This window comes from Ruminococcus sp. B05 (assembly GCF_003628495.1).
Lineage (GTDB): Bacteria > Bacillota > Clostridia > Lachnospirales > Lachnospiraceae > Schaedlerella > Schaedlerella hominis.
Window position 1 is genome coordinate 113,703 of sequence record NZ_RBZR01000003.1, and the last position, 24,862, is coordinate 138,564.

The following is a 24,862-nucleotide window of genomic DNA, read 5'->3' on the forward strand; positions in this document are numbered from 1 at the left end:
TTCATATCATATGATATGGAGGGCTGTTCTGATGAAAAAAGAAGAAATACAACGGAAAATAAAATTCTGGGTATATTTCCTCATAATCCTTATTTTATTTCCTTATGTTATGACGGTGTTTATTCATGGGTCGGATATGAAAACAAAATGGAAGCAAAATCAAAATTTTGTAAAAGTAAAACAGGAAGATATAAAAGGCGAGGAAGAAATCATAGAAGTTCCCTGGAATGAATACTTCACAGGAGTGCTATCAGCAGAAGTACCGGTTTCGGCAGAAAAAGAATTTATAAAGGCGCAGGCGGTTGTTGTGCGAACAAAATTGTGTCAGATAAATGAGGATGCAAGACAAAATGGAAGAGAAGCTGTATTTGAGGAACAATATTTAACAACGAAAGAAATAGAAAAAAAGCAGATGAATGCTCAAGATGATTCTTATTATGAGAGGCTTATACAAGCTGAGGAAGAAACAAAAAAGCAAGTGTTGTATTATCAGGGGACATATGCATATGTACCGTTTCATCGGTCTAGTAACGGAATGACGAGAAGTTATCAGGAAGTTACAGGGCAAGAAGCATATCCTTATTTGACGGCAAAAGAGTGCCCGGAAGATAAAGAGGCAGAGGATGAATTACAAGTACGGACTATATCGTATCGTGAGGTACAGAAAAAATGTCAGCCATTTTTGAAAGCGGTAGAAGAAAAGGATGCAGATAAGCTCTATAAGTTTTCGGATTTTAAAATAGAAGCTTATGATTCTGCCGGATATGTGTTGCAGATGAAAATAGGAAATACCATTTGCAGCGGAGAACAATTTAGAGAAGCACTGTCACTCCCATCGAGTTCATTTTCTATAAAAGAGGTAAAGGGAGAGTTACAGATTAAAACAAGCGGCAATGGACACGGTTTGGGAATGAGCCAGTGGACAGCGAATCAGATGGCAAAAGAAGGAAAATCGTATAGGGAAATTTTGCAGTATTTTTATGAAGGGACAGAAGTTGTGGAGCAGACACCGGAATAAAATCAGTAAATAGGTATAAGAATTCATTTATCTGGTAAAAATATAGCCAGAGGTGATGAATATGAATAATAAAGAGAAACCTTCATTCTGGAAAGAAAGAAGTGTAGCAGTTGCAGTTGTCATCTGTTTTGTTGCAGTGATTGCAGGTATTGGTACGTATACATTTCGCAATTCTGAGGACAAAATAAAGCAGCAGGTGAAGAATGCTCAGGAGGAAACAAAAGGGACAGAAGAAAAAAGTCAGTCAGTAGGAACAAGTGATATTGTGCTGCCTGAACAAGAAGCAAATACATCTGATACAGAAGAGGATACAGATGAAAATGCGACAGATAATAATGAGAATACAGCAGATAATAATGAGGATGCTTTGCAGGAAACAGAAACATCGGCAAGTACGTATAATGTCTGGTTTGATGAAAATAGTCTTCTGGAATGGCCTGCAAGTGGCGCAACATTAATTGGTTATAGTATGGATCAGACGGTATATTTTCCAACGCTGGAGCAATATAAATATAATCCGGCAATAATCATAGGCGGACAAGTTGGAGAAGAGATTGGGGCGGCAGCACCAGGGATTGTAAGTAATATCGAACAGACTGCCCAGACCGGTATTACGGTAACGTTGGATATGGGAAATGGGTACACAGCGGTTTATGGACAGTTGAAGGAAGTGCCGCTACAGATTGGAGATTATGTGGGAGCAGGAGAACTGATCGGGTATGTGAGTGAACCTACAAAGTATTATTCGGTGGAAGGAGCAAATTTGTATTTTGAAGTGCAAAAGGATGGTGTTCCGGTGAATCCGTTGGATTTTATGGAGGGGTAGGGATTATTGATTCACTTGGGTGGCCTCCGCAGTCCTTTTGAAAATTATTATATATGGACTTCTTACTCAAGTTCCGTTCGTTAAGAAGTAGATAAGAGAGCTTATATTTGCTAAGAACAAAGAAATTGAATTCAAACTCGGCTCTGTGAGCCTCAAACATGTTCATTCAATTTCTTTAACGCAAATATAAGCTCTCCAACTACTTCTAAAACTCTCTCCAAATTCGCACGAAGTCCATATATAATAATTTTCGAAAGCCGTGTAACGGCACAGGTAGTGAATAGATAGAAAGAAGATACTAGAAACTAGATGAAGTTGGAGTTGTAGTTTTCTAGCGTCTGATGTATCTATATCCTGAGGTTATTTGCTTGTACAGATACCTTTGTGGCAACCGTTGTATCTGCACTGACTTAATATTCGCTGTCGCAGATGCCTTTTTTTGAGATCGATGTATCCGCAACTTACTTTTCTTTAAACTTGCAGATACTTTTCAGCCTGTCTGTCATGTACAATTGCATCTATATCTTGCTTTTTCTATGCCTTGCAGATACTCTCTAGTAAAAATGTGCATCCTCAATTTGCTTTTTCTATGCTTCACAGATAATCCTCATCAAAATTTTGCATCTTCAATTCCCAAAATCCATTATCTCAGAGATCTTCCCCAATATCCTTTGCGTTGCTAGTTATTTTACAACTTGAGCCAATACATTACTTACCAAAAAATTGATATAAGAAATTCGAGCGAATATGGAGTGAGCGTTGCAGATACTTAGAGCGTAAATTTTTGTGTTAATGAATTTGAACGAACATGTTCGAAGCTGCGTAGCAGCAAGTTTGAGTTCAAATTCATTTGCTTTTAGCAAAAATCTACGCTCTTATGTGTCTCCCGCTCATGGAATCTGAGCAAGAGTTCTTATACCAATTTTTTGTAAGGACCGTATCCCACCCAATGAACTAAACAGCAACTTTAGTCCCACTTCTTCTTATAAATCAAGTACAATGGCAATCCCACAAACACCATTCCGCCAATCATATTTCCAAGTGTGACAGGAATAAAATTATGCAGACTGTTTAGTGGCGTGAGAGCGGAAATCTGCTCGGCCGTGATGCCGTAAGCATCTTTAGCCTTTGCAACGTAGTCCGGGTTAGCAGCTGCCATAATACCAGCTGGAATATAAAACATGTTTGCAACGCAGTGTTCGAAACCGCCAACAACAAATGCACATATTGGGAAGAAAATTGCCCATACTTTTCCGGCAATATCTCTTGCAGAAGTAGCCATTAAGACTGCAAGACAAACAAGGATATTACACAAGATTCCGGATGTGATTCCCTGAACTGGTGAAATAGCAAGTTTGCCGATTGCAACTTTAATTGTGTAAGCACCGAGCAGACCGCCAGAGTAATTTAAGTTTCCGCTGAATACGATCAGAATGTCAATGCATAGAGCACCAATCAGATTACTGAAAAATACAATAATCAGGTCACGGAAAAGTCCTCCCCAAGTTACACGTTTGTCGAAAACATCCATAACAATAAGACAGTTTCCGGTAAAAAGTTCTCCGCCGAGAAAGACAATGAGCATCAGTCCTACAGGGAAAATAGTACCAGCAAGAGCTCTGGCAACTCCGACATTTTCTACAGCGTGTGCAGCGGTGCTGCTTGTTGCTCCGCCGAATGCAATAAATGCACCGGCCATGATGCCGAGAAGAATCATCTTGCCAAGTGGAAGGCGGGTTTTATTTTCACATGCCTTGATACTTAGGTCGATGACTTCGGCAGGGGTATTAAAGTGATTGTCCATCAGTATTTCCTCATTTCTTCAGTTTTTTATCAACCATATGTTAAATAATTAACGGAATTATTCTATACTAGAAAATACTGGAACGCAAGTGTTTGGCACAATGTTTCCCGATAGATACAAAATAAAGTTAGTATTCTGATGGACATAAAGCAAAACTATTATTTCGATAGATACAAAGCAAAGTCATTATTTTGAAGATGCAGCGTCAGCATCAATAACAGACTGGATTTGCTTCATAAGACTATCGTAGTTTTTCTGCTCGTTGATACCGCCAAGTAATGGCTCTCCAACAATATTTCCATTTCTGTCAACGAGGATAGTAGTTGGGAAAGCTACAATATTTCCGGCATATTTTCCGAGTTCAGAATTTGAATCAAATGTGAGGTTGCGGTAAGAAGCCCCCTGTTTTTCTAAGATTTTTTTAGCTTCTTTTATTCCATCCTGATTGTCATCCAGAGTTTCTGTGTTGATGCCAACTACTTCTCCGCCCATTTCCTTAAGTGTTTCGTTTAATTTGTTAAGCTCAGGAAGTTCTGCTACGCAAGGTTTACAACCGCTGAACCAGAAGTTTACAACTGTAACAGCATTTTTTGAGAAAAGACTTTCATCAACATCGTTTCCGTCAAGATCTTTTCCGGCGAAACCACTGAAGACACTTGAAGAAGAATCGGATTTATCAGAAGCAGATTTATCGGAAGCGGAAACCTCTTTTTCAAGTTTCGCAATTTCTTCCTCGATGCCACGAATTTGCTCAATATCTTTATTTAATATGTCAAGTTCTTCTTCAGTGAAGCTATCCTTGTTTGCTTCAACTGTTTTAGCAAGAAAATCCCCATAGTTTTCATCCGTTTCGCTGGCAGCAGCATCCTTATTCATAAGACCAAAGAATTTGTTCCAGGCATCCTGATGCTTGGCAAAAAGCTCATTTTCCTGCTGATAAAGAGCATCCAGGCGTGCGTTGAGGTCATCGGAAGAATCTTCTTTTGTAGTAGCTGCTGTGCTGCTCTGAGTAGATGAACTGTTTTTGCCTGCATCAGAGCTTTTACTTGTGCATCCTGAAAATGTTAATACCATTGAAAGTGCCATTGTTGTTGCAATAAGTTTTTTGAATTTCATAATTAAAATCTCCTTGTTTTTTATATTATTATTTTGAACCGAAATGTTTTTGTATCGGTTGTTTTAAAAGTTAATTGTTTGTATTCTTTTCTGTCGACTTAGTACTAAATCCGTATTTATAACAAAGTGCGTCTGTAGGACATGCTTTGATACATTCCCCACATCGGATACATTCCGGATGATTTGGGCTTTCGACTACATTTACATCCATTTTGCAGACCTTACTACATTTCTGACATCCTACACATTTATTATTGTCCACGTTTATTTTAAGGAACGAAACTTTGTTAAAGAGAGAATAAATCGCTCCAAGAGGGCAGATCCATTTACAAAATGGACGGTAAAATAAAATACTAAGGATGATAACAATTGTAAGGATAGAAAATTTAAATGTAAAAAGTTTTCCAAGTGCACTTCGGATGCCGGCATTTGTGATAGAAAGCGGAAGTGCTCCTTCTAATACGCCCTGAGGGCAAATGTATTTGCAGAAGAATGGGTCACCCATGCCAAGCGAGTTTGTTACAAGTGCAGGGAGCAGTATAACAAAAACGACAAGAATAATATATTTTACATATCGTAAAGGTTTTAATTTGGCTGTGGAAAATTTCTTGCCGGGGATTTTGTGGAGCAGATCCTGAAACCATCCGAACGGACAGAGGAAACCACAAATAAATCTTCCAAGCAGAACGCCCATTAATATAAAAAATCCTGTTATATAATAGGATATTTTAAATTTGGATGAACCGATCACTGCCTGAAAAGCGCCGATCGGACAAGCTCCTGTAGCCGCCGGACAGGAGTAACAATTCAGACCAGGTACACAGGCTGTCTTGACATTTCCCTGATAAATAGTTCCTTTGAAAAGGTTTGGCAGATGAATGTTGGTAAGCAGTGTTGCAGCTGCTTGTATCCATCCGCGGAAGCGGCTTAAAGTTTTTGAGATTATATTTTTGTTCTTATCCAATTCCGACACACTCCAAACATAATTTTATTGCTTTGCTAAGTACAACTGCGGCTTCACCACGGAAAATACCATAGAGAAACATGATAATACCGACACAAAATAAACCGAGCTGCGACCATTTTACTGACTTCAAAATAAAACTCCTTCCTTTCATTTGATGATTTATTGACCTTTCGATATTCGCATTATACAATAGAGGGTGTAAAATTTCTGTTAAGAAAATGGAGAAGTTAAATTGAGAATATTAATAGTCGAAGATGAAAAGAATTTGTGTGATATGATAGGAAAAAGCTTGCATGATGCAGGGTACGAAGTGGATCTGTGTTACGACGGTGAGGATGCATTGGAGATGATTTATGCAGAAAAATATGATCTGATCGTATTGGATCTGAACTTGCCGGGAGTGGATGGGATGGAGATCCTTAGGGAACTTCGTAAGGAAAATGAGGAGACAAAAGTATTGATACTTTCTGCAAGAAGTCAGATTGCGGACAAGGTGGACGGGCTCGACGCAGGGGCAAACGATTATATGGAAAAGCCATTTCATTTACAAGAATTAGAGGCGCGTGTAAGAAGTCTGACCAGAAGAAAATTTATACAGAAAAATGTTTGCCTGGAATGTGATGGGGTGAAGTTTGATACGCGGGAACGAATGGCGTATGCGAATGGAGAGAAGGTAGCACTTACCAGAAAAGAGAACGGGATCCTGGAATATTTGTTGCTGAACCAAGGCAGACCGGTGAGTCAGGAAGAGTTGATAGAGCATGTATGGGATTCTTCGGTGGATAGTTTTAGTGGCTCTATTCGTGTGCATATGTCTTCTTTAAGAAGAAAGCTAAAGGCGACGCTTGGGTTTGATCCGATTGTAAATAAAATCGGTGAGGGCTATAGGATAGGAGGAAATTTTAAATGAAAAAAATGTCACTCCAGTGGAGACTTACAATCATTACAACACTGTTGATTGCTATTATATGCGGATGCCTGACGCTTCTTTTATATAAGAATGGAATTTATTATATTGATTCATTGCAGGATACGGTAAATAGTCAAAGTACAAATTCGGATGAATTATATATCGATATTGCGGACGATGAGTGGGATGATTTTGCAGCGAAATTTTCCATGAAGGTGTACGACAGCAAAGAAGATTATAGGAAGAGAAGTCTTTTGATCACAGTGCTCATAGCAATGTTTGGCGGAGCTGTGACTTATTTTATAAGCGGACGTGCATTGAAGCCACTTCGGGATTTCTCGAAATCTGTTGAAAAAGTGCAGGCTCAGAACCTTACAGACTGTACGATTGAAGGTGGGACGGTTCCTGAGTTGGACAGGCTGAGCGTATCATATAATAAAATGCTCTTAAGATTGTCAGAAGCTTTTGAAGTGCAAAGACAGTTTACCGGAAATGCAGCGCATGAGCTTCGAACACCGTTGGCCCTTATGCAGGCACAGCTTGATATTTATAATTCAACAGAGCATCCGGATAGTGATGAGCAGACGAAAGAAACAATAAAAATGATGACAGAGCAAAATGAGCGTCTTAGTAAATTGGTAAGAACTCTGTTGGATATGAGTGAACTTCAGACGGTGGCACGTAAAGATGAGATAGAACTCAATTCTCTTATCGAGGAAGTGTTAGCGGATCTTGAGCCACTGGCACAGGAAAAAGAAGTAAAGCTGGTAGAGGAAAGCGAAGAACTCGTTATGACAGGGAGCGACATTTTGATTTATCGCATGATCTATAATCTCGTGGAAAATGCGATTAAATATAATCGTGTTGGTGGGCAGGTACTGGTTAAAGCAGTTCAAAAAGATACGAATATCGTGATTGAGGTTGAAGACACAGGAAATGGGATATCCGAGGAGTTTAGAGAAAGAGTATTTGAGCCATTCTTTCGAGTAGATAAATCAAGAAGCCGCGCATTAGGCGGAGTCGGACTTGGACTTGCAATGGTGCGGGAGATTGTGCGCGTACATGATGGGAAGATATCGATAAAAGAAAATGAACATGGCGGGACAACGTTTGAAGTTGTGCTGTAGCGGCGAGAGCCGGTAGGGACGGGGTTAATGGCTTTTTTGCATGAGCCGGATGGGGAAGACGGAAAACATTGCCTGTCATCTTTTGATGCCGTATAATAGATGGAAGAAGAAACGAAGATAGTATGGAGGTGGACCAGAAAATGGGAAATTATTTAAATCCCGATATAATTACATTTACAGAGGCAGTAGAGTCAGATATATACGTAGATAAAACAGAACTCTTGAAATACACAAATTCTATATTGCGGACAACGCAAAAATATATTTGTATCAGTCGTCCAAGACGTTTTGGAAAGTCCATCACAGCAAATATGCTTGCAGCCTATTACGAATGTGAGCAGGATTCAAAAGAATTGTTTTCAAAATTTAAAATTTCTGCCAGTGAAAATTTTGAAAAACATTTAAACCAATATGATACGATTTTCCTGAATATGCAGGAGTTTTTAAGTCAGACAAAAAACATAGAGGAAATGATTGAACTGGTTAAAAAAAGTGTAATCTGGGACTTGCTTGATAAATATCCGGATTTCCGATATTTTGACAATACCAATTTAATGAGAACGATGCAGGATGTCTACAGCAAGACAAAACGTCAGTTTGTAGTTATCATTGATGAATGGGATTGTGTTTTTAGAGAATACAAAATAAATAAAGAGGCACAGGAAAAATACCTCGATTTCCTAAGAGATTTGTTAAAGGATAAGGGATATATCGCGCTTGCCTATATGACAGGGATTCTTCCAATAAAAAAATATGGAACACATTCTGCGTTAAATATGTTTGATGAATTTTCAATGATCGATCCCGGACCATTGGCAGAATATGTAGGATTCACGGAAGAAGAGGTGCAGAAACTGTGTGATAAATACAGAATGGATATGGGGGAAGTGAAAAGCTGGTATGACGGATATTCTTTTGAAAAAGCACCTTCTGTTTACAGTCCTCGTTCAGTTGTGAGTTGTATGAGATTTGGAAAGATTGGAAATTACTGGAATCAAACAGAAACATTTGAAGCTTTGAAATTATATATTGATATGAACTTTGAAGGCCTTAAAGATGATGTGCTAAGTATGATTGCGGGAGAATGCGTTCCGGTTAATACGGGAAGCTTTGCAAATGATATGACGACATTTCACACAGAAGATGATGTTCTTACTTTGCTGATTCATTTGGGATACCTTGCTTATGATTATGATAATAAGACAGTTAAAATTCCAAATAGTGAGGTACGATCAGAATATGTAAACAGTATTGTGGTATCTGACTGGGGAGAGGTTTCTCGAGCATTAAAAAATTCAGCAGACACACTGAATGCAATCTGGCAGAGACGACCAAAGCAGGTGGCAGAAGGAATCAGACAAGCCCATTTTGAGACATCCTATATACAGTATAACGATGAAAATGCATTAAGTTACACGATTTCTCTTGCACTGTATGCAGCCAGGAATTTTTATACAATATATCGGGAAATGGCTGTTGGAAAAGGAATTGCGGATTTGGTGTTTATTCCACGAAAAAAGTTCAGTGAAAAACCGGCATTGGTAGTAGAACTCAAGTGGGATAAAAGTGTAGAGGGAGCAATTGAACAGATTAAAAAGAAAGAGTATTGCCATAGTCTGAAAGAATATCATGGAAATCTCCTTCTTGTTGGGGTGAATTATGATAAAAAGACAAAAGAGCATGAATGTGTGATAGAGGAATTTAGAAAAGAATAGAAAATTTAACGTACCATTTATTTTACGAGGAACAGATTAATGCGTTTAAAAGCAAAGGAAATAGCGAAAGAATTGGGTGTTTCTCCGGCAACTGTGTCATTGGCATTGAATGACAGACCGGGGATTAATCAGGAAACAAAACAGAGAATACTGGACTATATTCAGGAGCGGGAAGAGGAGATTCGTCAAGAGAAAGAGCAGGAACATCAGGGTTCTAAAGGCAGTATTTTGATGCTAAATTATGTGAAGAACGGCATTATAATGAATCAAAAGACACGTCAATCTAATAATCAACCCACATTTAATGGGGAGATTGAGAAGCAGGTAAAAAAAGCAGGATATCAATTCTGTTTTCGAAGTTTTCAGGAGTCGATTCAGGAAGTAGATGAAATTCTGGATGAATGTAGAAAGCTCGATGTAAAAGGAATCTACATTATAGCGGCAGAGATGAATCAAGGAGACATCTATCCATTTTTACAATTGCAAGTTCCAATCGTGACAGGAGATAATCTGTTTTATGAAGAAGGGATAGATAGTTTCCTGATTGATAACCGAGAAGGAATCGAAAGGGGGGTAGACTATCTGATAGATAAAGGGCACAGTCATATTGTTTATCTTGCGGAAAATGTGGATATTTTTAATTTTGTGGAACGAAGGACAGCATTTGTACTGGAAATGGCACGGAGAGAGTGTGGAGACGCCTCTCACAGAATACGACATCTGGGAAGCAATGTAGATGAAGTATATGAAAGTATGCTTCGATATTTAGATGAAGGGGTGAAAGGAACAACTGCGTTTGTGTTGGAAAGTTCTGTAGTCTCGCTCGGTGTGAGCAAAGCATTGCTGGAACGACAAGTGCGAATCCCCAGGGATATTTCATTGATTGGATTTGATGCATTACCACCGATAAGCCTGCTAGGAGTGAATCTGACGCTGATAAAAGGAACCCATACAAAACGGCATCTGGCGGCAATAAAACATTTGATGAGACATATAGAAGACGAAAACGAAGAAATCGTGAAAGTATACTATAAGACGAGATTACTAGAGGGAAACAGCGTATTTGATAAGACAAAATATATTTATTCGAAGTAAAAGAATGATACGAAAATCAGATAAGGAAAGTAAGGAAAAGAGATTTTTTATGCGATACAACCTTGGGCGTAAAAAATCTCTTTTAAATTTTCTTTAAATAAAATTGGATATTTTGTATAAAAAGCAAAAGTAAAAACTCAAAATCAGAAAGAAAAACATATGTAAATTTAGAAAAATGGAAAGGGGATTGAGAGGGTTGATAATTGATGATAAGGTAAATACAGATAAAGGAAGCGCGCTTTAAATAGACAGAAAGGTTGAGAAGGGTATTATGGCAAAGAAAAATTATGATCAGTTATCAAAAGACATTGTCAAGTACATTGGCGGAGAAGAAAATGTGATTTCGTTATTTCATTGTGCTACAAGACTTCGATTTAAAGTGAAGGATGAAGCGGGGGTAGATAAGAAACGTTTGGAACAGCTAAAAGGCGTTATTACAGTAATCAACAGCGGTGGACAGATGCAAGTGGTTATTGGAAATGATGTGGCAGATGTGTATGAAGCAATTTTTGCAAACACAGGCTTGAAACCGGAAAACAAAGAGAATGACAACAAGAGTCAGGAGAAGAAAAATCTTCTTAATACATTTATGGAAACAATATCCGGAATTTTTGCACCAGTACTTGGAGCAATGAGCGGAGCCGGTATGTTAAAGGCTCTTCTGATTTTGTGTACAACGTGTGGATTGCTTACTTCAGACATGGGAACCTATCGTATTCTCTACGCAGCAGCAGATGGGGTGTTTACATTCATCCCAATGTTTCTTGCGATTACAGCGGCACGTAAATTTAAGGCAAATGAATTTGTATCGCTTGGTATTGCAGCAGCATTGGTATACCCGGATATGACAGCTGCATTTAGCGCAGGAGAAGCACTGACCTTTTTGAAGATACCAGTAGTTTTAGTAAGCTATACTTCTTCGGTAATTCCGATTGTTATTTCAATTTATGCATTATCAAAATTAGAAAAAGGATTGAAAAAAATCGTTCCGTCCGTATGTAAGACATTCCTGACACCAATGCTAAGTTTGATGATCATGGTTCCGGCTACATACCTTGTAATTGGACCAATTTCAGATACAGCAGGAAAACTTCTGGCATCCGGATATACAGCATTGGTAGGTTTCAATCCAATGATTGCAGGCGGAATTCTTGGTTTGATCTGGCCGGCAGCAGTTATGTTCGGTTTACATTGGGGATTTGTTCCGATTGTTATGAACAATATTGCAGAATATGGAAGAGATACTTTGTTTGTTATTACAGGACCAAATAACATGGCACAGGCAGGAGCTACATTGGGTGTATTCTTGAAAACAAAGAATAAAGAGATCAAAGAACTGGCAGGACCAGCGGCATTGTCTGCGGTATTAGCTGGTATTACAGAACCTGCAATTTATGGAGTGACATTACGTTTTAAAAGACCATTCTTTATTGGGGCTGTGTTCTCAGGAATTGCCGGTGCAATCGTAGCTGTTGCAGGAACCGGAGCTCCGACATTGCTTGGAACAAGTATTCTGACATTACCTGGATATATCGGAGTTGGATTTGTTGGATTCTTGATCGCGTGTGCAGTTGCATATTTTGGCTCTGCAATTGTAACATACTTATTTGGATATAGTGATGATATGCTTCCGAATGATAATGAGGAAGAGCAAGAAAACAAAACAGAGAAAATTGTAGAAAAAGATGTAGAAATTAAAGCACCGGTAAATGGAAAAGCAATTGATCTTTCAGAAGTTAAGGATGAAGTATTTGCGGGTGGAGCACTTGGAAAAGGTGCTGCGATTATTCCAGAAGATGGAAGAATCTGTGCCCCGTGTGATGGCGTCGTATCACTTGTATATCCAACAGGACATGCGATTGGCATTCAATCTGAAAATGGAGCAGAGTTGTTGATCCATATAGGAATGGATACGGTAACATTGGAAGGAAAATGTTTTGATATCAAAGTAAAACAAGGACAAGCGGTAAAGGCAGGAGAGCTTTTAATCGAAGCAGATTTGGAAGGAATCCAAAGTGCTGGACTTGATACAACAACACCAATCGTAGTGACAAATGTAGATGATTATGTTGATATTACAGCGGAAAATATGGGAAATATAAAAGCAGGAGACAGACTGTTGTATTGTATTTCAAAATAAATCAGAGATCCAAAAAGATATGACGGATTTTCATGAGATTGTATAAAAATAAGCAGAGAGTCTGCCAGTGGCAGAGTCTCTGTATTTGAATTAGAGTAGTTGGAGGAAACAAGAATGATCTGGTTGCAAGTTAATGAAAGTAAGACCAATTTTATATTAGACGGGAAACCATTTTTCTATCTGGCAGACACCATATGGAGTGCATTTACAAATGTAACCGATGAAGAATGGGAATATTATTTGAAACGAAGAAAAGAACAGGGATTTACTGTATTGCAGATTAATACAATGCCACAGTGGGATCGTTGTATGTCAGATATTGGATTATATCCGTTTGCAACAGAAGATGGGCAGGTATTTGATTTTACAAAATGGAATCAGGAATATTATGAACATGCAAAACAAATGTGTCAAAAAGCGGTAGATATGGGATTCCAACTTGCATTGGTTGTATTATGGTTAAATCATGTGCCGGGAACGTGGGGAAGCAGAATGAATGACAGCAATGTGATGCCGGAAACATTTGTAAAAGAATATGTTGAGAAAATAGTATCTGAATTTGACAGGTTTCATCCAATTTATGTAGTAAGCGGAGATACAGATTTCGATACACCGGAAGCTGTTTCTTACTATCGGACAGCATTGGACATCGTATGTAAAAAAAGTCCGCACTCTCTCAAAAGTTTACATATCAAACGCGGGTATGATGTAATACCGGAGAAATTTCTGGATAAAATTGATTTCTATATGTTTCAGTCGGGACATAATAAGGATGGACAGGATATGGCGTATCGGTTGCCACAAATGATATTGGAAAAATATCCGAAAAAACCGGTGATAAATTCAGAGCCGTGTTATGAGCAAATGGGATTCAGCCGAAAGGTATACGGAAGATTCCTTACAAAAGATGTTCGAAAAGCAGCATGGAGCAGCATTCTTTCTGGTGCATGTGCGGGCGTGACATATGGTGCACATGGAATCTGGAACTGGCAGAAAATCAACAAGCCTGTTAATCCAATCATGGGAGAAGGATTTGATACGGCACAGCCATGGCAGGAAGCAATACAATATGCCGGGGCATGGGATTACGGATGGATTCGTCAGACTCTAAAAGACTTGCATATTCAAAAGCTGATTCCACTACAGGAGCAGCTGATAGGAGCAGCGGAAGAAATTCGAATGGCACAGACAGAAGATGGAAGATATCTGATTTATTTACCACATAGTACAAAAATAAAAATAAATGGAAGCTTAAAAGGATACTCTGCGAGAGCAATTGATTTGGAATCAAAACGCGTTGCGCAGGTAGGAATGACATTGAAAAAAGATATTATGCAAATTGAAATGCATCCGTTTGAGGGAGATGCTTTAATTATAATAGATAAAGAATAGGAGTATAAGAGATGAGTAAATTTCCAGAGACATTTTTATGGGGAGGCGCCGTAGCTGCCAATCAGTGTGAAGGAGCTTACTGCGAAGACGGAAAAGGACTGAGCGTTCAGGATGTATTGCCTCACGGCATCCGAGGAAAAAGAACAGAAGAACCGACAGAAGAGAACATGAAACTTGTCGGAATTGATTTTTATCACCGATATAAAGAAGATGTGCGTCTCTTTGCAGAGATGGGATTTAAAGTATTCCGTATATCGATTGCATGGAGCAGAATTTTCCCAAGAGGAGATGAAAATGAGCCAAATGAGGCAGGATTGGCATTTTATGATGACTTATTTGATGAGTGCCACAAATACGGAATTGAGCCATTGGTTACAATTTCACATTACGAGACACCTCTGTATCTGGCAGAGCACTATAATGGATGGACAAATCGAAAACTAATTGGATTTTATGAGAACTATGTTCGGACAATTTTTGAACGATATAAAGGAAAAGTAAAATATTGGCTTACATTTAATGAAATCAATTCTATTTTACATGCACCATTTATGAGTGGTGGGATCAATACGCCGAAGGAAGAACTCACAGAGCAGGAGTTGTATCAGGCGGCTCATCATGAGCTGGTGGCAAGTGCATTAGCTACAAAAATCGGACATGAGATTATGCCGGATGCAAAAATCGGATGTATGATCCTAAGTATGCCTACATATCCATTAACTCCAAGTCCAGATGATATGATTCAGGTGATGGAAGATGAACATAAGAACTATTTCTTTGGAGATGTTCATGCACGTGGAGTATACCCGGGATATATGAAACGATATTTCAGAGAACATGAAATTGAGATCCACTTTGAATCGGAGGATGAAGAGATTCTGAAAAATACAGTTGATTTTATTTCATTTAGTTATTACATGAGTACTTGCGCAACAGCTGATGAGACAAAGAAGAAACAAGGAGAGGGAAACTTACTGGGTGGAGTACCGAATCCAATGTTAAAAGCAAGTGACTGGGGGTGGCAGATTGATCCAAAAGGGCTTCGTTATGTGCTCAATATGTTTTGGGATCGTTATCAGAAACCATTGTTTATTGTAGAAAATGGATTGGGAGCAGCAGATGTTCTTATAGAAGATGAGAATGGAAACAAGACGGTAGAAGATGATTATCGTATCCAATATCTTCACGATCATCTGGAGCAGGTTGCAGAGGCGATTCAGGATGGAGTAGACGTGATGGGATATACATCGTGGGGATGTATTGATGTAGTCAGTGCTTCGACGGCAGAATTACGAAAACGATATGGATATATTTATGTAGATCGTAATGATGACGGAACTGGGACGCTGGAGAGATATAAGAAAAAGTCGTTCTACTGGTATAAGAAGGTGATTGAAAGCAACGGAGAGGCACTTTAGAAAATGTAATCAGGGTGCTTGATAGTGAGCCGGTAGGGATGGGGTTAGTGAGCCGGAGGGACGGAGTTTAGTGGCTCTTGCGCGAGCGCGAGAGCCACTAAACTCCGTCCCTATCCGGCTCACTAACCCCATCCCTACCGGCTCACTCGTAAAACTCCTTTTGTTTATTTTTCTCGCGATATTGTCGTGGGGTCATTCCCATATATTCTTTAAATACACTTCCAAAATGACTTTGTGAATTAAAGCAAACGTAATCACTGATTTCGGAGAGTGATGCATCGGAATATTTTAATAAGTTTGTTGCACGCTCAATTCGGAATTTTAAAATATAATCTTGTATTTTCATTCCGGTATCTTTTTTAAATACTCTTGATAAATGTCCCTGGCTGACACCGATTGCTCCGGAAATATCTTCCAGATAAATTTTATGATGATAATTCTTGGAAATATAATCTTTACATTGTTCGGTATAGTTTGACAAACGAGGCTTAAGTTTGTTGTCAGCAACCAGTTTGGTAAATTGATAGAGACTTTTGTGGCTTAGTTCTACAACTTCTTCTATTTTTGTACAGGAGTCAATTTGATTAATTAAAAGGTCGCTCAACTTATAAGCTTCAGCCGGGGACACACCACCGGCAATTGCCTCACGGGTTGCCATTGTTGTTGTGACAATAGCAAGATTTCGCTGGTCATTAAATTTATTTTTGGAAAGGACACCTGCTCTTTCAAATAGTGCATCTCCGCGTTCGTTTATCTCAGCAACATTTCCCTCACGGATTGTATCCATAACAAAGCGTTCATCCATGTAAGTATGGTGATATGCCGCCTCTTCTTGAACGTTGATATCTATTAGAACAGAATCAGACGTATTCTCTGTTTTACTATCAGTACTTAGATGATTCACTTGCAGAAGTTGTTCAATTTGAATCTCTTTTTTTTCAAGAAATTCATAGAGAAAACTGACAAAAGTTAATAGTTTGATCAAATTCATTTTAACAGGATGGTGTTCATTTTGAATTGTCATATTACAACTTTTGTAAAATTGGTGAATCTCTACATAACTGAGCTGCTCTACACATATAGGTCCGGATAAATAGTAAGTGCCACCGCTATAAATGCATATGAAATAAATTTTGTTTAATATTTTGTAAATAACAGGGATTTTTTGTGAATTGGCCCGTTCTATTAATGACTGTGTAAGTTCAACAGAGGTAGCCAGTGGATTTTCTTTCTCTGAAAATGTACCAAAACTTTGAATTTTCTTAGAATTGTTATTTGTATAGAAAATAGGAATGCCCCATAGCATTTCTAATTTTTTTAATAATGTGTATTCCATAGTAGTTAACCTCCGTCATTTTATCTTAAATATATCTGGAAGGATATAAAATGTAAAGAAAAATGTTAGAAAAATAATAAAAACATCAAAATTATGATAGTTAATTCGAAAAAAATATGATTATAATAAGTTAGTCGATGAGACATGAATAACTGGTTCAGTCGAGGCAGAGCGCGCCAAGAATTTAATGCATTGATTAGAACTATAAAAACATGGAGGGAAAACCAAATGCAAAAATTGAAACACGAACCGGCTTATTATGAAACAACGAAATTTAAATGGAGACAGCGTATAGGTTTTGGTATTAGCGATTATGCCTGTAACCTTGCGTACTTACTGGCGAATACATATCTGTTATTCTATTATACAAACTGTGCAGGACTTGCTGCAGGAGCAGTAGGATTTATGTTTGTTGTAACAAAATTTATAGATGCGTTTACAGATTACATGGTAGGAGCCATGATTGACAGAACAGATACAAAGATGGGACGTTATCGTCCATGGATGCTTTACGGAGCACCGGTTTTGGCAGTTGGAATGGTTCTTTTATTCTCTGTTCCGACAGGATGGAGTGCAGGTGCAAAACTGGCGTGGGCATATATTACATATATTATATTCTCATTTGGATACACACTTGTAAATATTCCAATGGCACCAATTGTTTCATCATTATCACCATCAGCAACAGAACGTACAAAGATTTCCACAACACGTACTGTATTTTCAAACCTGGGTTCACTGACATCATCACTGTTTGTTCTTCCAATGGTATATTTCTTCTCAGGTTCTAAAGATGCAACCGGAGCAGCATTAGCAGCAGGATATCGTAATACAAATATTGTACTTGGCATCATTGTTATTATTATCATGGCAATTTGTGTATTTTCAATTGTTGAAATCAACCCGCCTACACAGTCAGCAGGTAAGAGCTCACTGTTAAAAGATATTAGGAGTCTTGTAAAAAATAAATACTACATTATGTTCCTCGGAGAAGTTTTCTTCCTCTTCCTCGGATATCTGAGCATGTACGGAGCAATGCAGTATTATTACAGCTACATCGTAGGCAACGTAAGTGGTATGTCTCTTGCATTGACATTGTTAACATTACTTGCGATTCCAACAATGATTCTTGCAGCTTACTTAAATGGTAAAGGAATTGCAAAGATTAAATTGATTCAGTTTGGAGCAATCGTAGATATCGTTGGATATGCAATTTTATTCTTTACATCAAATGGAACAATTGCAACAATGGCTCTTGGACTTATCGGACTTGGTTTTGGATTCCGTTCAAGTATGTTCTTCTCTATGATGCCTGACATTTTCGATTACACAGAGTGGCAGGTTGGAAGAAGCCTTGGAGGTACTCAGAATGCAATTCAGGGATTCGTAAATAAAGTTTCTTCGGCAGCAGCATCAGCTATCGTTTCAGCACTGCTTGTATGGGGAAATTATGATGCGGCAAAATTGGATAAGGCAATTGCTGATGGTGTAAATATTGCACAGGCGTTCCCAAAAACACACACAGCGATTAATTTTGCATTTGGCGGTTTGGCATTAGTTTCAACAGTACTTGCAGTACTCGTACTTGTGCCATATGATCTGGATAAAAAATATCCTCAGATTCGTGCAGATTTGAATAAACGTCAGGGAAAAGCTGAGTAAATAGAAACTAGTGGTAACTACAAAGGAGCATCGATAGGTGCTCCTTTATGTGAATAAGGAAACACGCTCGACCATCGACTCGAAAAGACCTCGTCTGATGTCGAGGTGTGTGCAAACGCTAAGCTCGAAAGGACTTCGCAAAGCGTTTACAACAGGAGGATATAGATTATGTGGAATTATGAATATACAGTACCGGAAAATAAAAAAGTAAGAGTAATCGTACATACAGATTGTAAAAATGAAGCGGATGACCAGTATGCAGTCGCTCATCATTTAATGACACCAAGATTTGATGTGAAGGGGCTGGTGGCAGGACATTTTTGGAAGAACCCACAGCAGTACGGTGAACTTGGAACAGCAAAGGCAAGCTATGATGAGATTATCAAAGTGATGGATCTGATGGGTGTAAAAAATCAGTATCCGGTTAAACTGGGAGCACCAAGAGAACTTGAAGATGAGAAGACACCAATTGATTCAGAGGGTGCAAGATTTATTATTGAAGAAGCAATGAAGGATGATAAAAGACCACTGTATATCGCATGTCAGGGTGCGGTGACAGATGTGGCTTCAGCACTTCTTATGAAACCTGAAATTGCAGACCGAATGACAGTTATCTGGATCGGTGGTGGAGATTATCCAAAAGGTGGCTTTGAATTTAATTTAATGATGGACATTCATGCTGCAAATGTTATTTTTTCTTCAAAAGTTCCGGTATGGCAGATTCCGATGAGCCTTTACAAAGTGATGGCAGTCTCACTGGCTGAGTTACAGCTGAAGGTTCGTCCATGCGGAGAGATTGGAAAATATTTATTTGAACAGATGGTAGATTTTAATCATGTTGCAGCAAAATATGATATGGCATGGCCTCATGGAGAAATTTGGGGACTGGGTGACCAGGGAACAATCGCAGTTCTGATGGAGGAACTGGAAAAGGTAAGCTATGATTTAGTTCCAGCACCAAGAATTGCAGAAGACATGACTTATATCCATGGACAAAATAACAGAGAAATCCGAGTCTATAATTACTTAGATGCAAGACTGACACTGGAAGATTTCTTTGCAAAGCTTCAGCTTAATTTTGGAAAACAGGCATAAAGACAAAAGAAAAACAGACAGAACAGAAAATTGTGAGGGAGTGTTATGAAGAAATATCTGGTTTTTGACGCAGGAGGAACATTTACCAAATATGCGTTGATGAATGAAAATGCAGAAATTCTGGAAAAAGATAAAGTGGCTACACCAGATTATCGTACTCATACAAAAGAAGAGTATTATCAAGTATTAGATGGTGTGGTTTCAAAATATAAGGATCAAGTAGAAGGTATTGCAATCAGTATGCCGGGAATGCTGGACAATAAAAATGGATACTGTGTGACAGCCGGATATCTGGCATATCTTGCAGGAAGTACAGTGGGAGATGAATTATCTGAGCGATATGGTCTTCCAGTTTCTGTTGAAAATGATGGAAAATGTGCGGCACTTGCAGAGTATTGGAGAGGCAGTCTGAAAGGCTGTGAGAATGGTGCAGTGGTTGTACTTGGTTCTGGTGTTGCCGGAGGAATTATTATAAATGGAAAAATCTACAGAGGAAACCATTTTACAGCCGGAGAATACAGTTACGTGTGTACAGATGTGGAAAATCCAGAAGAGATGAACAGCTATTTGGGACTTGTCAATGGAGCAGAAGGGCTTGCGAAAGCTGTGGCAAAATATACAGGAGAAGACTGGAAGAGTTACAACGGAGTAAAAATATTTGAGCGTGCAAATGCAGGAGATAATCTGGTGCAAGAAGGGTTAAAAGAGTTTACACATCAGTTGGCAGTACAGATTTACAACTTAAATATTTACCTGGATCTGGATGTCATTGCAATTGGTGGGGGAATCAGTCAGCAGCCTCTTTTACATGAGTATTTACAGAAGAGTCTGGATGAATATCTACAGAAAATTCCACTTCGGAAAATAACACCATATGTTCCGCAACCGAAGCTTACGCATTGTAAATTTTACAATGATGCAAACTTGATCGGGGCATTATATCATTTTATAAATTCGAAAGGAGAACAATAATTATGGCATTTCCAAAAAACTTTTTATGGGGTGGCGCAGTTGCGGCAAACCAGTGTGAGGGCGCTTACAATGAGGACGGAAAAGGACTGTCTACACAGGATGTGACACCACATGGAATCGTCGGACCAAGAACGGAAGAACCGACGGAAGATAACATGAAACTCATCGGAATTGATTTTTATCATCGTTATAAGGAAGATATTAAACTTTTTGCGGAAATGGGATTCAAAGTATTTCGTCTCTCAATTGCATGGAGCAGAATTTTCCCAAATGGAGATGAGGAAACACCAAATGAAAAAGGTCTTCAGTTTTATGATGATGTATTTGATGAGTGTCACAAATATGGAATTGAACCACTGGTAACAATCTCGCATTATGAGACACCATTACATCTCTCTAAGACATATGATGGTTGGGTAAACCGCAAGATGATTGGATTTTATGAGAGATATGTCAGAACTATTTTTGAAAGATATGGGAAAAAAGTAAAATACTGGCTGACATTTAATGAGATTAACTCTGTTCTTCATGAGCCATTTTTAAGCGGTGGGATTTATACAGCAAAAGAAAATTTATCGCAGCAGGATCTTTATCAGGCAGTTCATCATGAATTAGTGGCAAGTGCATTGGCAACAAAAATTGCACATGAGATGATGCCGGAAGCAAAAGTGGGATGCATGATTTTAAGTATGCCGACTTATCCACTCACACCATGTCCGGATGACGTGATTAAAGTGATGGAGAGTGTACATAAAAATGACTTCTTCGGGGATGTTCATGTGAGAGGATATTACCCTGGATATATGAAACGCTATTTTAGAGAAAATGGAATTGAAATTCAGTTTGCACCGGAAGATGAGGAGATTCTGAAAAATACAGTTGATTTCGTCTCATTTAGTTATTATATGAGCATTTGTGATACAGCAGATCCGGAAAAACAGACAAAAGGAAAAGGAAATCTAATGGGAGGAGTTCCAAATCCATATCTGGAAGCATCCGATTGGGGATGGCAGATCGATCCAAAGGGACTTCGTTATGTTTTGAATTATTACTGGGATCGTTATCAGAAGCCATTATTTATCGTAGAAAATGGTCTTGGAGCAGTGGACGAACTGGTCGAAAAGGATGGGGTTCTGACAGTAGAAGATGATTATCGTATCGATTACTTGAAGAAGCATTTACTGCAGGTGGAAGAAGCTGTAGAAGATGGCGTTGATGTGATGGGATATACCTCTTGGGGATGTATTGATCTTGTTAGTGCATCAACAGCAGAGTTAAAGAAACGTTATGGTTATATTTATGTTGACAGAAATGATGATGGAAGTGGTACATTGAATCGTTATAAAAAGAAATCGTTTAATTGGTACAAAGAAGTAATCGCAACAAACGGAGCAGCACTTCATTAGCACAGACCAATTGGGGAGACCAATTGGGGACGGAGTTTAGTGGCTCTTGCGCGAGCGCGAGAGCCACTAAACTCCGTCCCCATCTGGCTCCCGTCCCGGTTGGAAATCGGATATGTAAAGGAGAAAACTATGAGTGACGCAGTAGTAAGTATTATTCCAGAAATGAAACGTAAGACAATTGAAGCATTTGTTGAGAAAGCACAGGAAAATGATGTTGAGTTAAAAGAAGTAAAAGTAGCTCCAATCTCACTTGTTACAATTGGAAAAGATGAGATTGGGAATGCAGTTGTGACGGAGCGTGAAGATATTGCTCATATGAGTGAGAAACGTTTAAAAAAAGGTGACAGCATTTGTCTTGATTTTGGTGATCATCATGTAGGATATGTAACTTTGAAATTGAATTCTGCAGGAAGTCCACAAGATGCACCGGCATTTTTGAGATTGAAATTTGCAGAGATTCCACAGGAAATTTTAGATGACTCAAACACATATGAAGGATGGATTAGTAAGGGATGGATTCAGGAAGAATTTATCCATATCGATGTATTGCCATGTGAGTTGAAATTGCCGAGAAGATATGCATTTCGCTATTTGGAAGTTCTGGCGATTGATACTTCGCAGAAATTTCAGGTAGTAGTAGAAGCAGCAGAAACAACGGCTGTATCTGCGGTATCTATGGAAGATGTTGCACCTCTTACTGAGTTACCAGAAGATCTGCAGAAAATTGACAGAGCAAGCTTGAAGACATTGCAGGATTGTATGCAGCATGTATTTGAAGATGGTCCGAAGCGTGACCGCCGTCTCTGGATTGGGGATTTGCGTTTACAGGCGAAAGCAAATTATGCAACATTTAAAAACTTAGATTTGGTAAGAAGATGTATCTATCTTTTCGCAGGTCTGACAAGAGATGATGGAAAAATCAGTGCATGCCTATTCACGGAACCGGTGATGCAGGCCGATGATACATTCTTGTGGGATTATTCGTTGTTCTTTATTTCAATTTTGTACGACTACTATAAAGAAACAAAAGATATTAAGACGGTAGAGGAATTATGGCCGGCAGCATATCGTCAGATTGAGCTGGCACTGGAAGATATGCAAGATGGTGTTTTGCGAGACGATGAGCCATTAACAGCTTTTATCGACTGGAAAGAAGGTCTGGATCGTCAGGCGGCAGCGCAGGGAGTCTGGATCTATTGTCTGAGACAGGGAAAAGAACTGGCAGAATTGCTGGGAAACAAAGAGGAGATTGCATATATTCAGAAACTCTTGGATCAAGCATTAGTAGATGCGGTTCGTGCATTCTGGGATGAAGAACAGGAAGTATTTGTAAGTGGAAAAGAGCGTCAAGTATCGTGGATCAGTCAGGCTTGGATAGTACTTGCAGATGTATTTGATAAAGAGAAGAGCAGAAAATTAATGCTTGGTATTTTAGAAAATAAAGAGGCAGTTACAGTTTTAACACCATATGCTTACCATCATGTGATTGAGGCGTTACTTCATGTTGATGAGAAGGAGAAAGCATTGGAAATGATGCGTACATATTGGGGTGGCATGATTGAGCTCGGCGCAGATACATTCTGGGAGGCATTTGATCCGGAAGATCCGTTAGCTTCACCATACGGAAATATGCAGGTAAATAGTTTCTGTCATGCATGGAGTTGTACACCGGCGTGGTTGTTGAGAGAATATTTTAAATAAAAGAAATCCTTTACAAAAAGATCTGATGGACTTTTATAAGGGGTGGCAGGTGAGCCGGATGGACTTTTGTAAGGGGGGCAAAAAGAAAGAGTGTATCGCTACAGCGATACACTCTTTCTTTCTATCAGTTTCGGTGCCACTTCTGTTTTTGTAATCGTCTCATCCTGTAGTGTGATTTTCTGAATAAGGCGTTCTACTGCAAGTTCACCCAATCTGGAACGAGGAACTTCCATGGATGTAAGTGGTGGATCTAGTACGTTACCGATAGAACTGCCATCAAAACCGATGATGGAGATATCTTCAGGAATTCGATATCCGTATTCTTTTAATGCACGAACAGTTCCGGCTGCAATCAGATCATTGTCTGCAAAATATGCCGGGACCGGTTTTAAACCATTTTCCAAAAGTAATTTCATGTCATGATAAGCTCCATCAAGAGATGGTTTTAGCAGATGGGTATATGGATGATCAAAGGATACACCGTGATGCCTTAATGCTTTGTAATAACCATCAGCACGTTCTTCAAAATTCCCAATAGAGTAAGAAGAGTGAAGGTATCCTATTGTTGAAAAACCATGATCAAAAAGATAAGAGGTGGCAGCATAAGCACCTCCGACATTGTTGATCAGGACGCAGTCACAGGAAATCCCTTCAAAATAGGTATCCAATATTACAATAGGAATATGCAGTTTTGAGAAAGGTTGGAAATATTGCGCATCTAATTCTGTTCCAAGTAAAAGAATTCCACTGCAATTTTTTGAAGCGAGAAGTTGAATCTGTTCATCAATATTATCATCTTCATGAAAATAAGTGACTAATAATTCATAACCGGCTTTTTTACAGCCGGATTCTACTCCTTCTGTTAACCAGAAAGGAGTGTCTTCTACGATCATTCCATGTTTTTTATATGCTACAAATTGAATCTGGCCTTTTGTAGGGGACGCATCTATATGTTTAGAAAAATCATAACCATATTCATTTGCTGCATCTAAAACCAACGCACGTGTCTTTTCGCTGATGCCGGGTTTGTTATTTAAAACCATGGAAACGGTGGACTGTGAAATATGTAGTTTTTGAGCAAGTTCTTTTGCTGAAATCGACATATATACCTCCCGAAAATAAAGTATTTATAGAATGTACTATACAGTTTTTCGGAATATTC

General features: G+C 38.7%; 20 protein-coding genes. 14 read left to right on the forward strand and 6 right to left on the reverse strand.

Annotation, left to right across the window (positions count from 1 at the left end; all coding sequences use genetic code 11):
* Nucleotides 1-31: 31 nt before the first annotated feature.
* Nucleotides 32-1,018 (forward strand): SpoIID/LytB domain-containing protein, encoded by a 987-nt coding sequence (locus tag D8Q48_RS05025; protein WP_121055658.1) that lies wholly within the window; start codon nucleotides 32-34, stop codon nucleotides 1,016-1,018.
* 61 nt (nucleotides 1,019-1,079) lie between these two features.
* Complete coding sequence (locus tag D8Q48_RS05030; RefSeq protein ID WP_121055660.1) at nucleotides 1,080-1,844, forward strand: M23 family metallopeptidase; 765 nt, start codon at nucleotides 1,080-1,082, stop codon at nucleotides 1,842-1,844.
* Nucleotides 1,845-2,811: 967 nt separating this feature from the next.
* Here D8Q48_RS05030 and D8Q48_RS05035 read toward each other — a convergent pair.
* From D8Q48_RS05035 to D8Q48_RS17500, 4 genes are all read right to left on the reverse strand, one after another.
* Complete coding sequence (locus tag D8Q48_RS05035) at nucleotides 2,812-3,648, reverse strand: formate/nitrite transporter family protein (protein ID WP_117991806.1); 837 nt, start codon at nucleotides 3,646-3,648, stop codon at nucleotides 2,812-2,814.
* Nucleotides 3,649-3,834: 186 nt separating this feature from the next.
* Nucleotides 3,835-4,764 (reverse strand): redoxin family protein, encoded by a 930-nt coding sequence (locus D8Q48_RS05040; protein ID WP_330514393.1) that lies wholly within the window; start codon nucleotides 4,762-4,764, stop codon nucleotides 3,835-3,837.
* A gap of 70 nt (nucleotides 4,765-4,834) precedes the next feature.
* Nucleotides 4,835-5,728, reverse strand: a complete 894-nt coding sequence (locus D8Q48_RS05045; RefSeq protein ID WP_117991804.1) for a 4Fe-4S binding protein — start codon at nucleotides 5,726-5,728, stop codon at nucleotides 4,835-4,837.
* Entirely contained in the window at nucleotides 5,721-5,882 is a 162-nt protein-coding gene (locus tag D8Q48_RS17500) for a CD1871A family CXXC motif-containing protein (protein WP_347562282.1), read from the reverse strand. The genes D8Q48_RS05045 and D8Q48_RS17500 overlap by 8 nt, the downstream gene beginning before the upstream one ends.
* A gap of 81 nt (nucleotides 5,883-5,963) precedes the next feature.
* Between D8Q48_RS17500 and D8Q48_RS05055 the strand changes: the two genes are divergently transcribed.
* From D8Q48_RS05055 to D8Q48_RS05085, 7 genes are all read left to right on the forward strand, one after another.
* Nucleotides 5,964-6,641: a response regulator transcription factor gene (locus tag D8Q48_RS05055; RefSeq protein WP_117991802.1), complete on the forward strand. Its 678-nt coding sequence runs from the start codon at nucleotides 5,964-5,966 to the stop codon at nucleotides 6,639-6,641.
* Nucleotides 6,638-7,768, forward strand: a complete 1,131-nt coding sequence (locus D8Q48_RS05060) for a HAMP domain-containing sensor histidine kinase (protein ID WP_121055662.1) — start codon at nucleotides 6,638-6,640, stop codon at nucleotides 7,766-7,768. Before D8Q48_RS05055 ends, D8Q48_RS05060 begins: the two co-directional genes overlap by 4 nt.
* Before the next feature lie 140 nt (nucleotides 7,769-7,908).
* Nucleotides 7,909-9,483: an AAA family ATPase gene (locus D8Q48_RS05065; RefSeq protein ID WP_121055664.1), complete on the forward strand. Its 1,575-nt coding sequence runs from the start codon at nucleotides 7,909-7,911 to the stop codon at nucleotides 9,481-9,483.
* A 39-nt stretch (nucleotides 9,484-9,522) separates the two neighbouring features.
* The gene (locus tag D8Q48_RS05070; protein WP_121055666.1) at nucleotides 9,523-10,578 is read left to right on the forward strand and encodes a LacI family DNA-binding transcriptional regulator; all 1,056 of its coding nucleotides are present in this window, start codon (nucleotides 9,523-9,525) and stop codon (nucleotides 10,576-10,578) included.
* Nucleotides 10,579-10,849: 271 nt separating this feature from the next.
* Entirely contained in the window at nucleotides 10,850-12,718 is a 1,869-nt protein-coding gene (locus D8Q48_RS05075; RefSeq protein WP_121055668.1) for a beta-glucoside-specific PTS transporter subunit IIABC, read from the forward strand.
* A gap of 114 nt (nucleotides 12,719-12,832) precedes the next feature.
* The gene (locus tag D8Q48_RS05080) at nucleotides 12,833-14,110 is read left to right on the forward strand and encodes a DUF4038 domain-containing protein (RefSeq protein WP_121055670.1); all 1,278 of its coding nucleotides are present in this window, start codon (nucleotides 12,833-12,835) and stop codon (nucleotides 14,108-14,110) included.
* Between the two features lie 11 nt (nucleotides 14,111-14,121).
* Nucleotides 14,122-15,528, forward strand: a complete 1,407-nt coding sequence (locus D8Q48_RS05085) for a 6-phospho-beta-glucosidase (RefSeq protein ID WP_121055672.1) — start codon at nucleotides 14,122-14,124, stop codon at nucleotides 15,526-15,528.
* A 142-nt stretch (nucleotides 15,529-15,670) separates the two neighbouring features.
* Here D8Q48_RS05085 and D8Q48_RS05090 read toward each other — a convergent pair whose 3' ends face one another.
* Complete coding sequence (locus D8Q48_RS05090) at nucleotides 15,671-16,864, reverse strand: AraC family transcriptional regulator (RefSeq protein ID WP_121055675.1); 1,194 nt, start codon at nucleotides 16,862-16,864, stop codon at nucleotides 15,671-15,673.
* Nucleotides 16,865-17,092: 228 nt separating this feature from the next.
* Between D8Q48_RS05090 and D8Q48_RS05095 the strand changes: the two genes are divergently transcribed.
* The 5 genes from D8Q48_RS05095 (at nucleotide 17,093) to D8Q48_RS05115 (ending at nucleotide 23,700) form a co-directional block, all read left to right on the forward strand.
* Complete coding sequence (locus D8Q48_RS05095; protein ID WP_121055677.1) at nucleotides 17,093-18,526, forward strand: glycoside-pentoside-hexuronide (GPH):cation symporter; 1,434 nt, start codon at nucleotides 17,093-17,095, stop codon at nucleotides 18,524-18,526.
* 168 nt (nucleotides 18,527-18,694) lie between these two features.
* Nucleotides 18,695-19,621, forward strand: a complete 927-nt coding sequence (locus D8Q48_RS05100; RefSeq protein ID WP_121055679.1) for a nucleoside hydrolase — start codon at nucleotides 18,695-18,697, stop codon at nucleotides 19,619-19,621.
* Nucleotides 19,622-19,666: 45 nt separating this feature from the next.
* The gene (locus D8Q48_RS05105) at nucleotides 19,667-20,593 is read left to right on the forward strand and encodes an ROK family protein (protein ID WP_121055681.1); all 927 of its coding nucleotides are present in this window, start codon (nucleotides 19,667-19,669) and stop codon (nucleotides 20,591-20,593) included.
* Nucleotides 20,590-21,999, forward strand: a complete 1,410-nt coding sequence (locus D8Q48_RS05110; RefSeq protein ID WP_279230730.1) for a glycoside hydrolase family 1 protein — start codon at nucleotides 20,590-20,592, stop codon at nucleotides 21,997-21,999. Before D8Q48_RS05105 ends, D8Q48_RS05110 begins: the two co-directional genes overlap by 4 nt.
* A gap of 129 nt (nucleotides 22,000-22,128) precedes the next feature.
* Complete coding sequence (locus tag D8Q48_RS05115) at nucleotides 22,129-23,700, forward strand: family 78 glycoside hydrolase catalytic domain (protein WP_121055685.1); 1,572 nt, start codon at nucleotides 22,129-22,131, stop codon at nucleotides 23,698-23,700.
* Nucleotides 23,701-23,798: 98 nt separating this feature from the next.
* Here the strand turns inward: D8Q48_RS05115 and D8Q48_RS05120 are convergent, their stop codons facing one another.
* Nucleotides 23,799-24,803 (reverse strand): LacI family DNA-binding transcriptional regulator, encoded by a 1,005-nt coding sequence (locus tag D8Q48_RS05120; RefSeq protein WP_121055687.1) that lies wholly within the window; start codon nucleotides 24,801-24,803, stop codon nucleotides 23,799-23,801.
* Between the last annotated feature and the right edge of the window lie 59 nt (nucleotides 24,804-24,862).

Bases quoted from the DNA above. Each gene is read 5' to 3' on its own strand.
- D8Q48_RS05025 (WP_121055658.1), top strand. From the start codon at position 32: ATGAAAAAAGAAGAAATACAACGGAAAATAAAATTCTGGGTATATTTC.
- D8Q48_RS05030 (WP_121055660.1), top strand. From the start codon at position 1,080: ATGAATAATAAAGAGAAACCTTCATTCTGGAAAGAAAGAAGTGTAGCA.
- D8Q48_RS05035 (WP_117991806.1), bottom strand. From the start codon at position 3,648: ATGGACAATCACTTTAATACCCCTGCCGAAGTCATCGACCTAAGTATC.
- D8Q48_RS05040 (WP_330514393.1), bottom strand. From the start codon at position 4,764: ATGAAATTCAAAAAACTTATTGCAACAACAATGGCACTTTCAATGGTA.
- D8Q48_RS17500 (WP_347562282.1), bottom strand. From the start codon at position 5,882: ATGAAAGGAAGGAGTTTTATTTTGAAGTCAGTAAAATGGTCGCAGCTC.
- D8Q48_RS05060 (WP_121055662.1), top strand. From the start codon at position 6,638: ATGAAAAAAATGTCACTCCAGTGGAGACTTACAATCATTACAACACTG.
- D8Q48_RS05065 (WP_121055664.1), top strand. From the start codon at position 7,909: ATGGGAAATTATTTAAATCCCGATATAATTACATTTACAGAGGCAGTA.
- D8Q48_RS05070 (WP_121055666.1), top strand. From the start codon at position 9,523: ATGCGTTTAAAAGCAAAGGAAATAGCGAAAGAATTGGGTGTTTCTCCG.
- D8Q48_RS05075 (WP_121055668.1), top strand. From the start codon at position 10,850: ATGGCAAAGAAAAATTATGATCAGTTATCAAAAGACATTGTCAAGTAC.
- D8Q48_RS05080 (WP_121055670.1), top strand. From the start codon at position 12,833: ATGATCTGGTTGCAAGTTAATGAAAGTAAGACCAATTTTATATTAGAC.
- D8Q48_RS05085 (WP_121055672.1), top strand. From the start codon at position 14,122: ATGAGTAAATTTCCAGAGACATTTTTATGGGGAGGCGCCGTAGCTGCC.
- D8Q48_RS05090 (WP_121055675.1), bottom strand. From the start codon at position 16,864: ATGGAATACACATTATTAAAAAAATTAGAAATGCTATGGGGCATTCCT.
- D8Q48_RS05095 (WP_121055677.1), top strand. From the start codon at position 17,093: ATGCAAAAATTGAAACACGAACCGGCTTATTATGAAACAACGAAATTT.
- D8Q48_RS05100 (WP_121055679.1), top strand. From the start codon at position 18,695: ATGTGGAATTATGAATATACAGTACCGGAAAATAAAAAAGTAAGAGTA.
- D8Q48_RS05105 (WP_121055681.1), top strand. From the start codon at position 19,667: ATGAAGAAATATCTGGTTTTTGACGCAGGAGGAACATTTACCAAATAT.
- D8Q48_RS05115 (WP_121055685.1), top strand. From the start codon at position 22,129: ATGAGTGACGCAGTAGTAAGTATTATTCCAGAAATGAAACGTAAGACA.
- D8Q48_RS05120 (WP_121055687.1), bottom strand. From the start codon at position 24,803: ATGTCGATTTCAGCAAAAGAACTTGCTCAAAAACTACATATTTCACAG.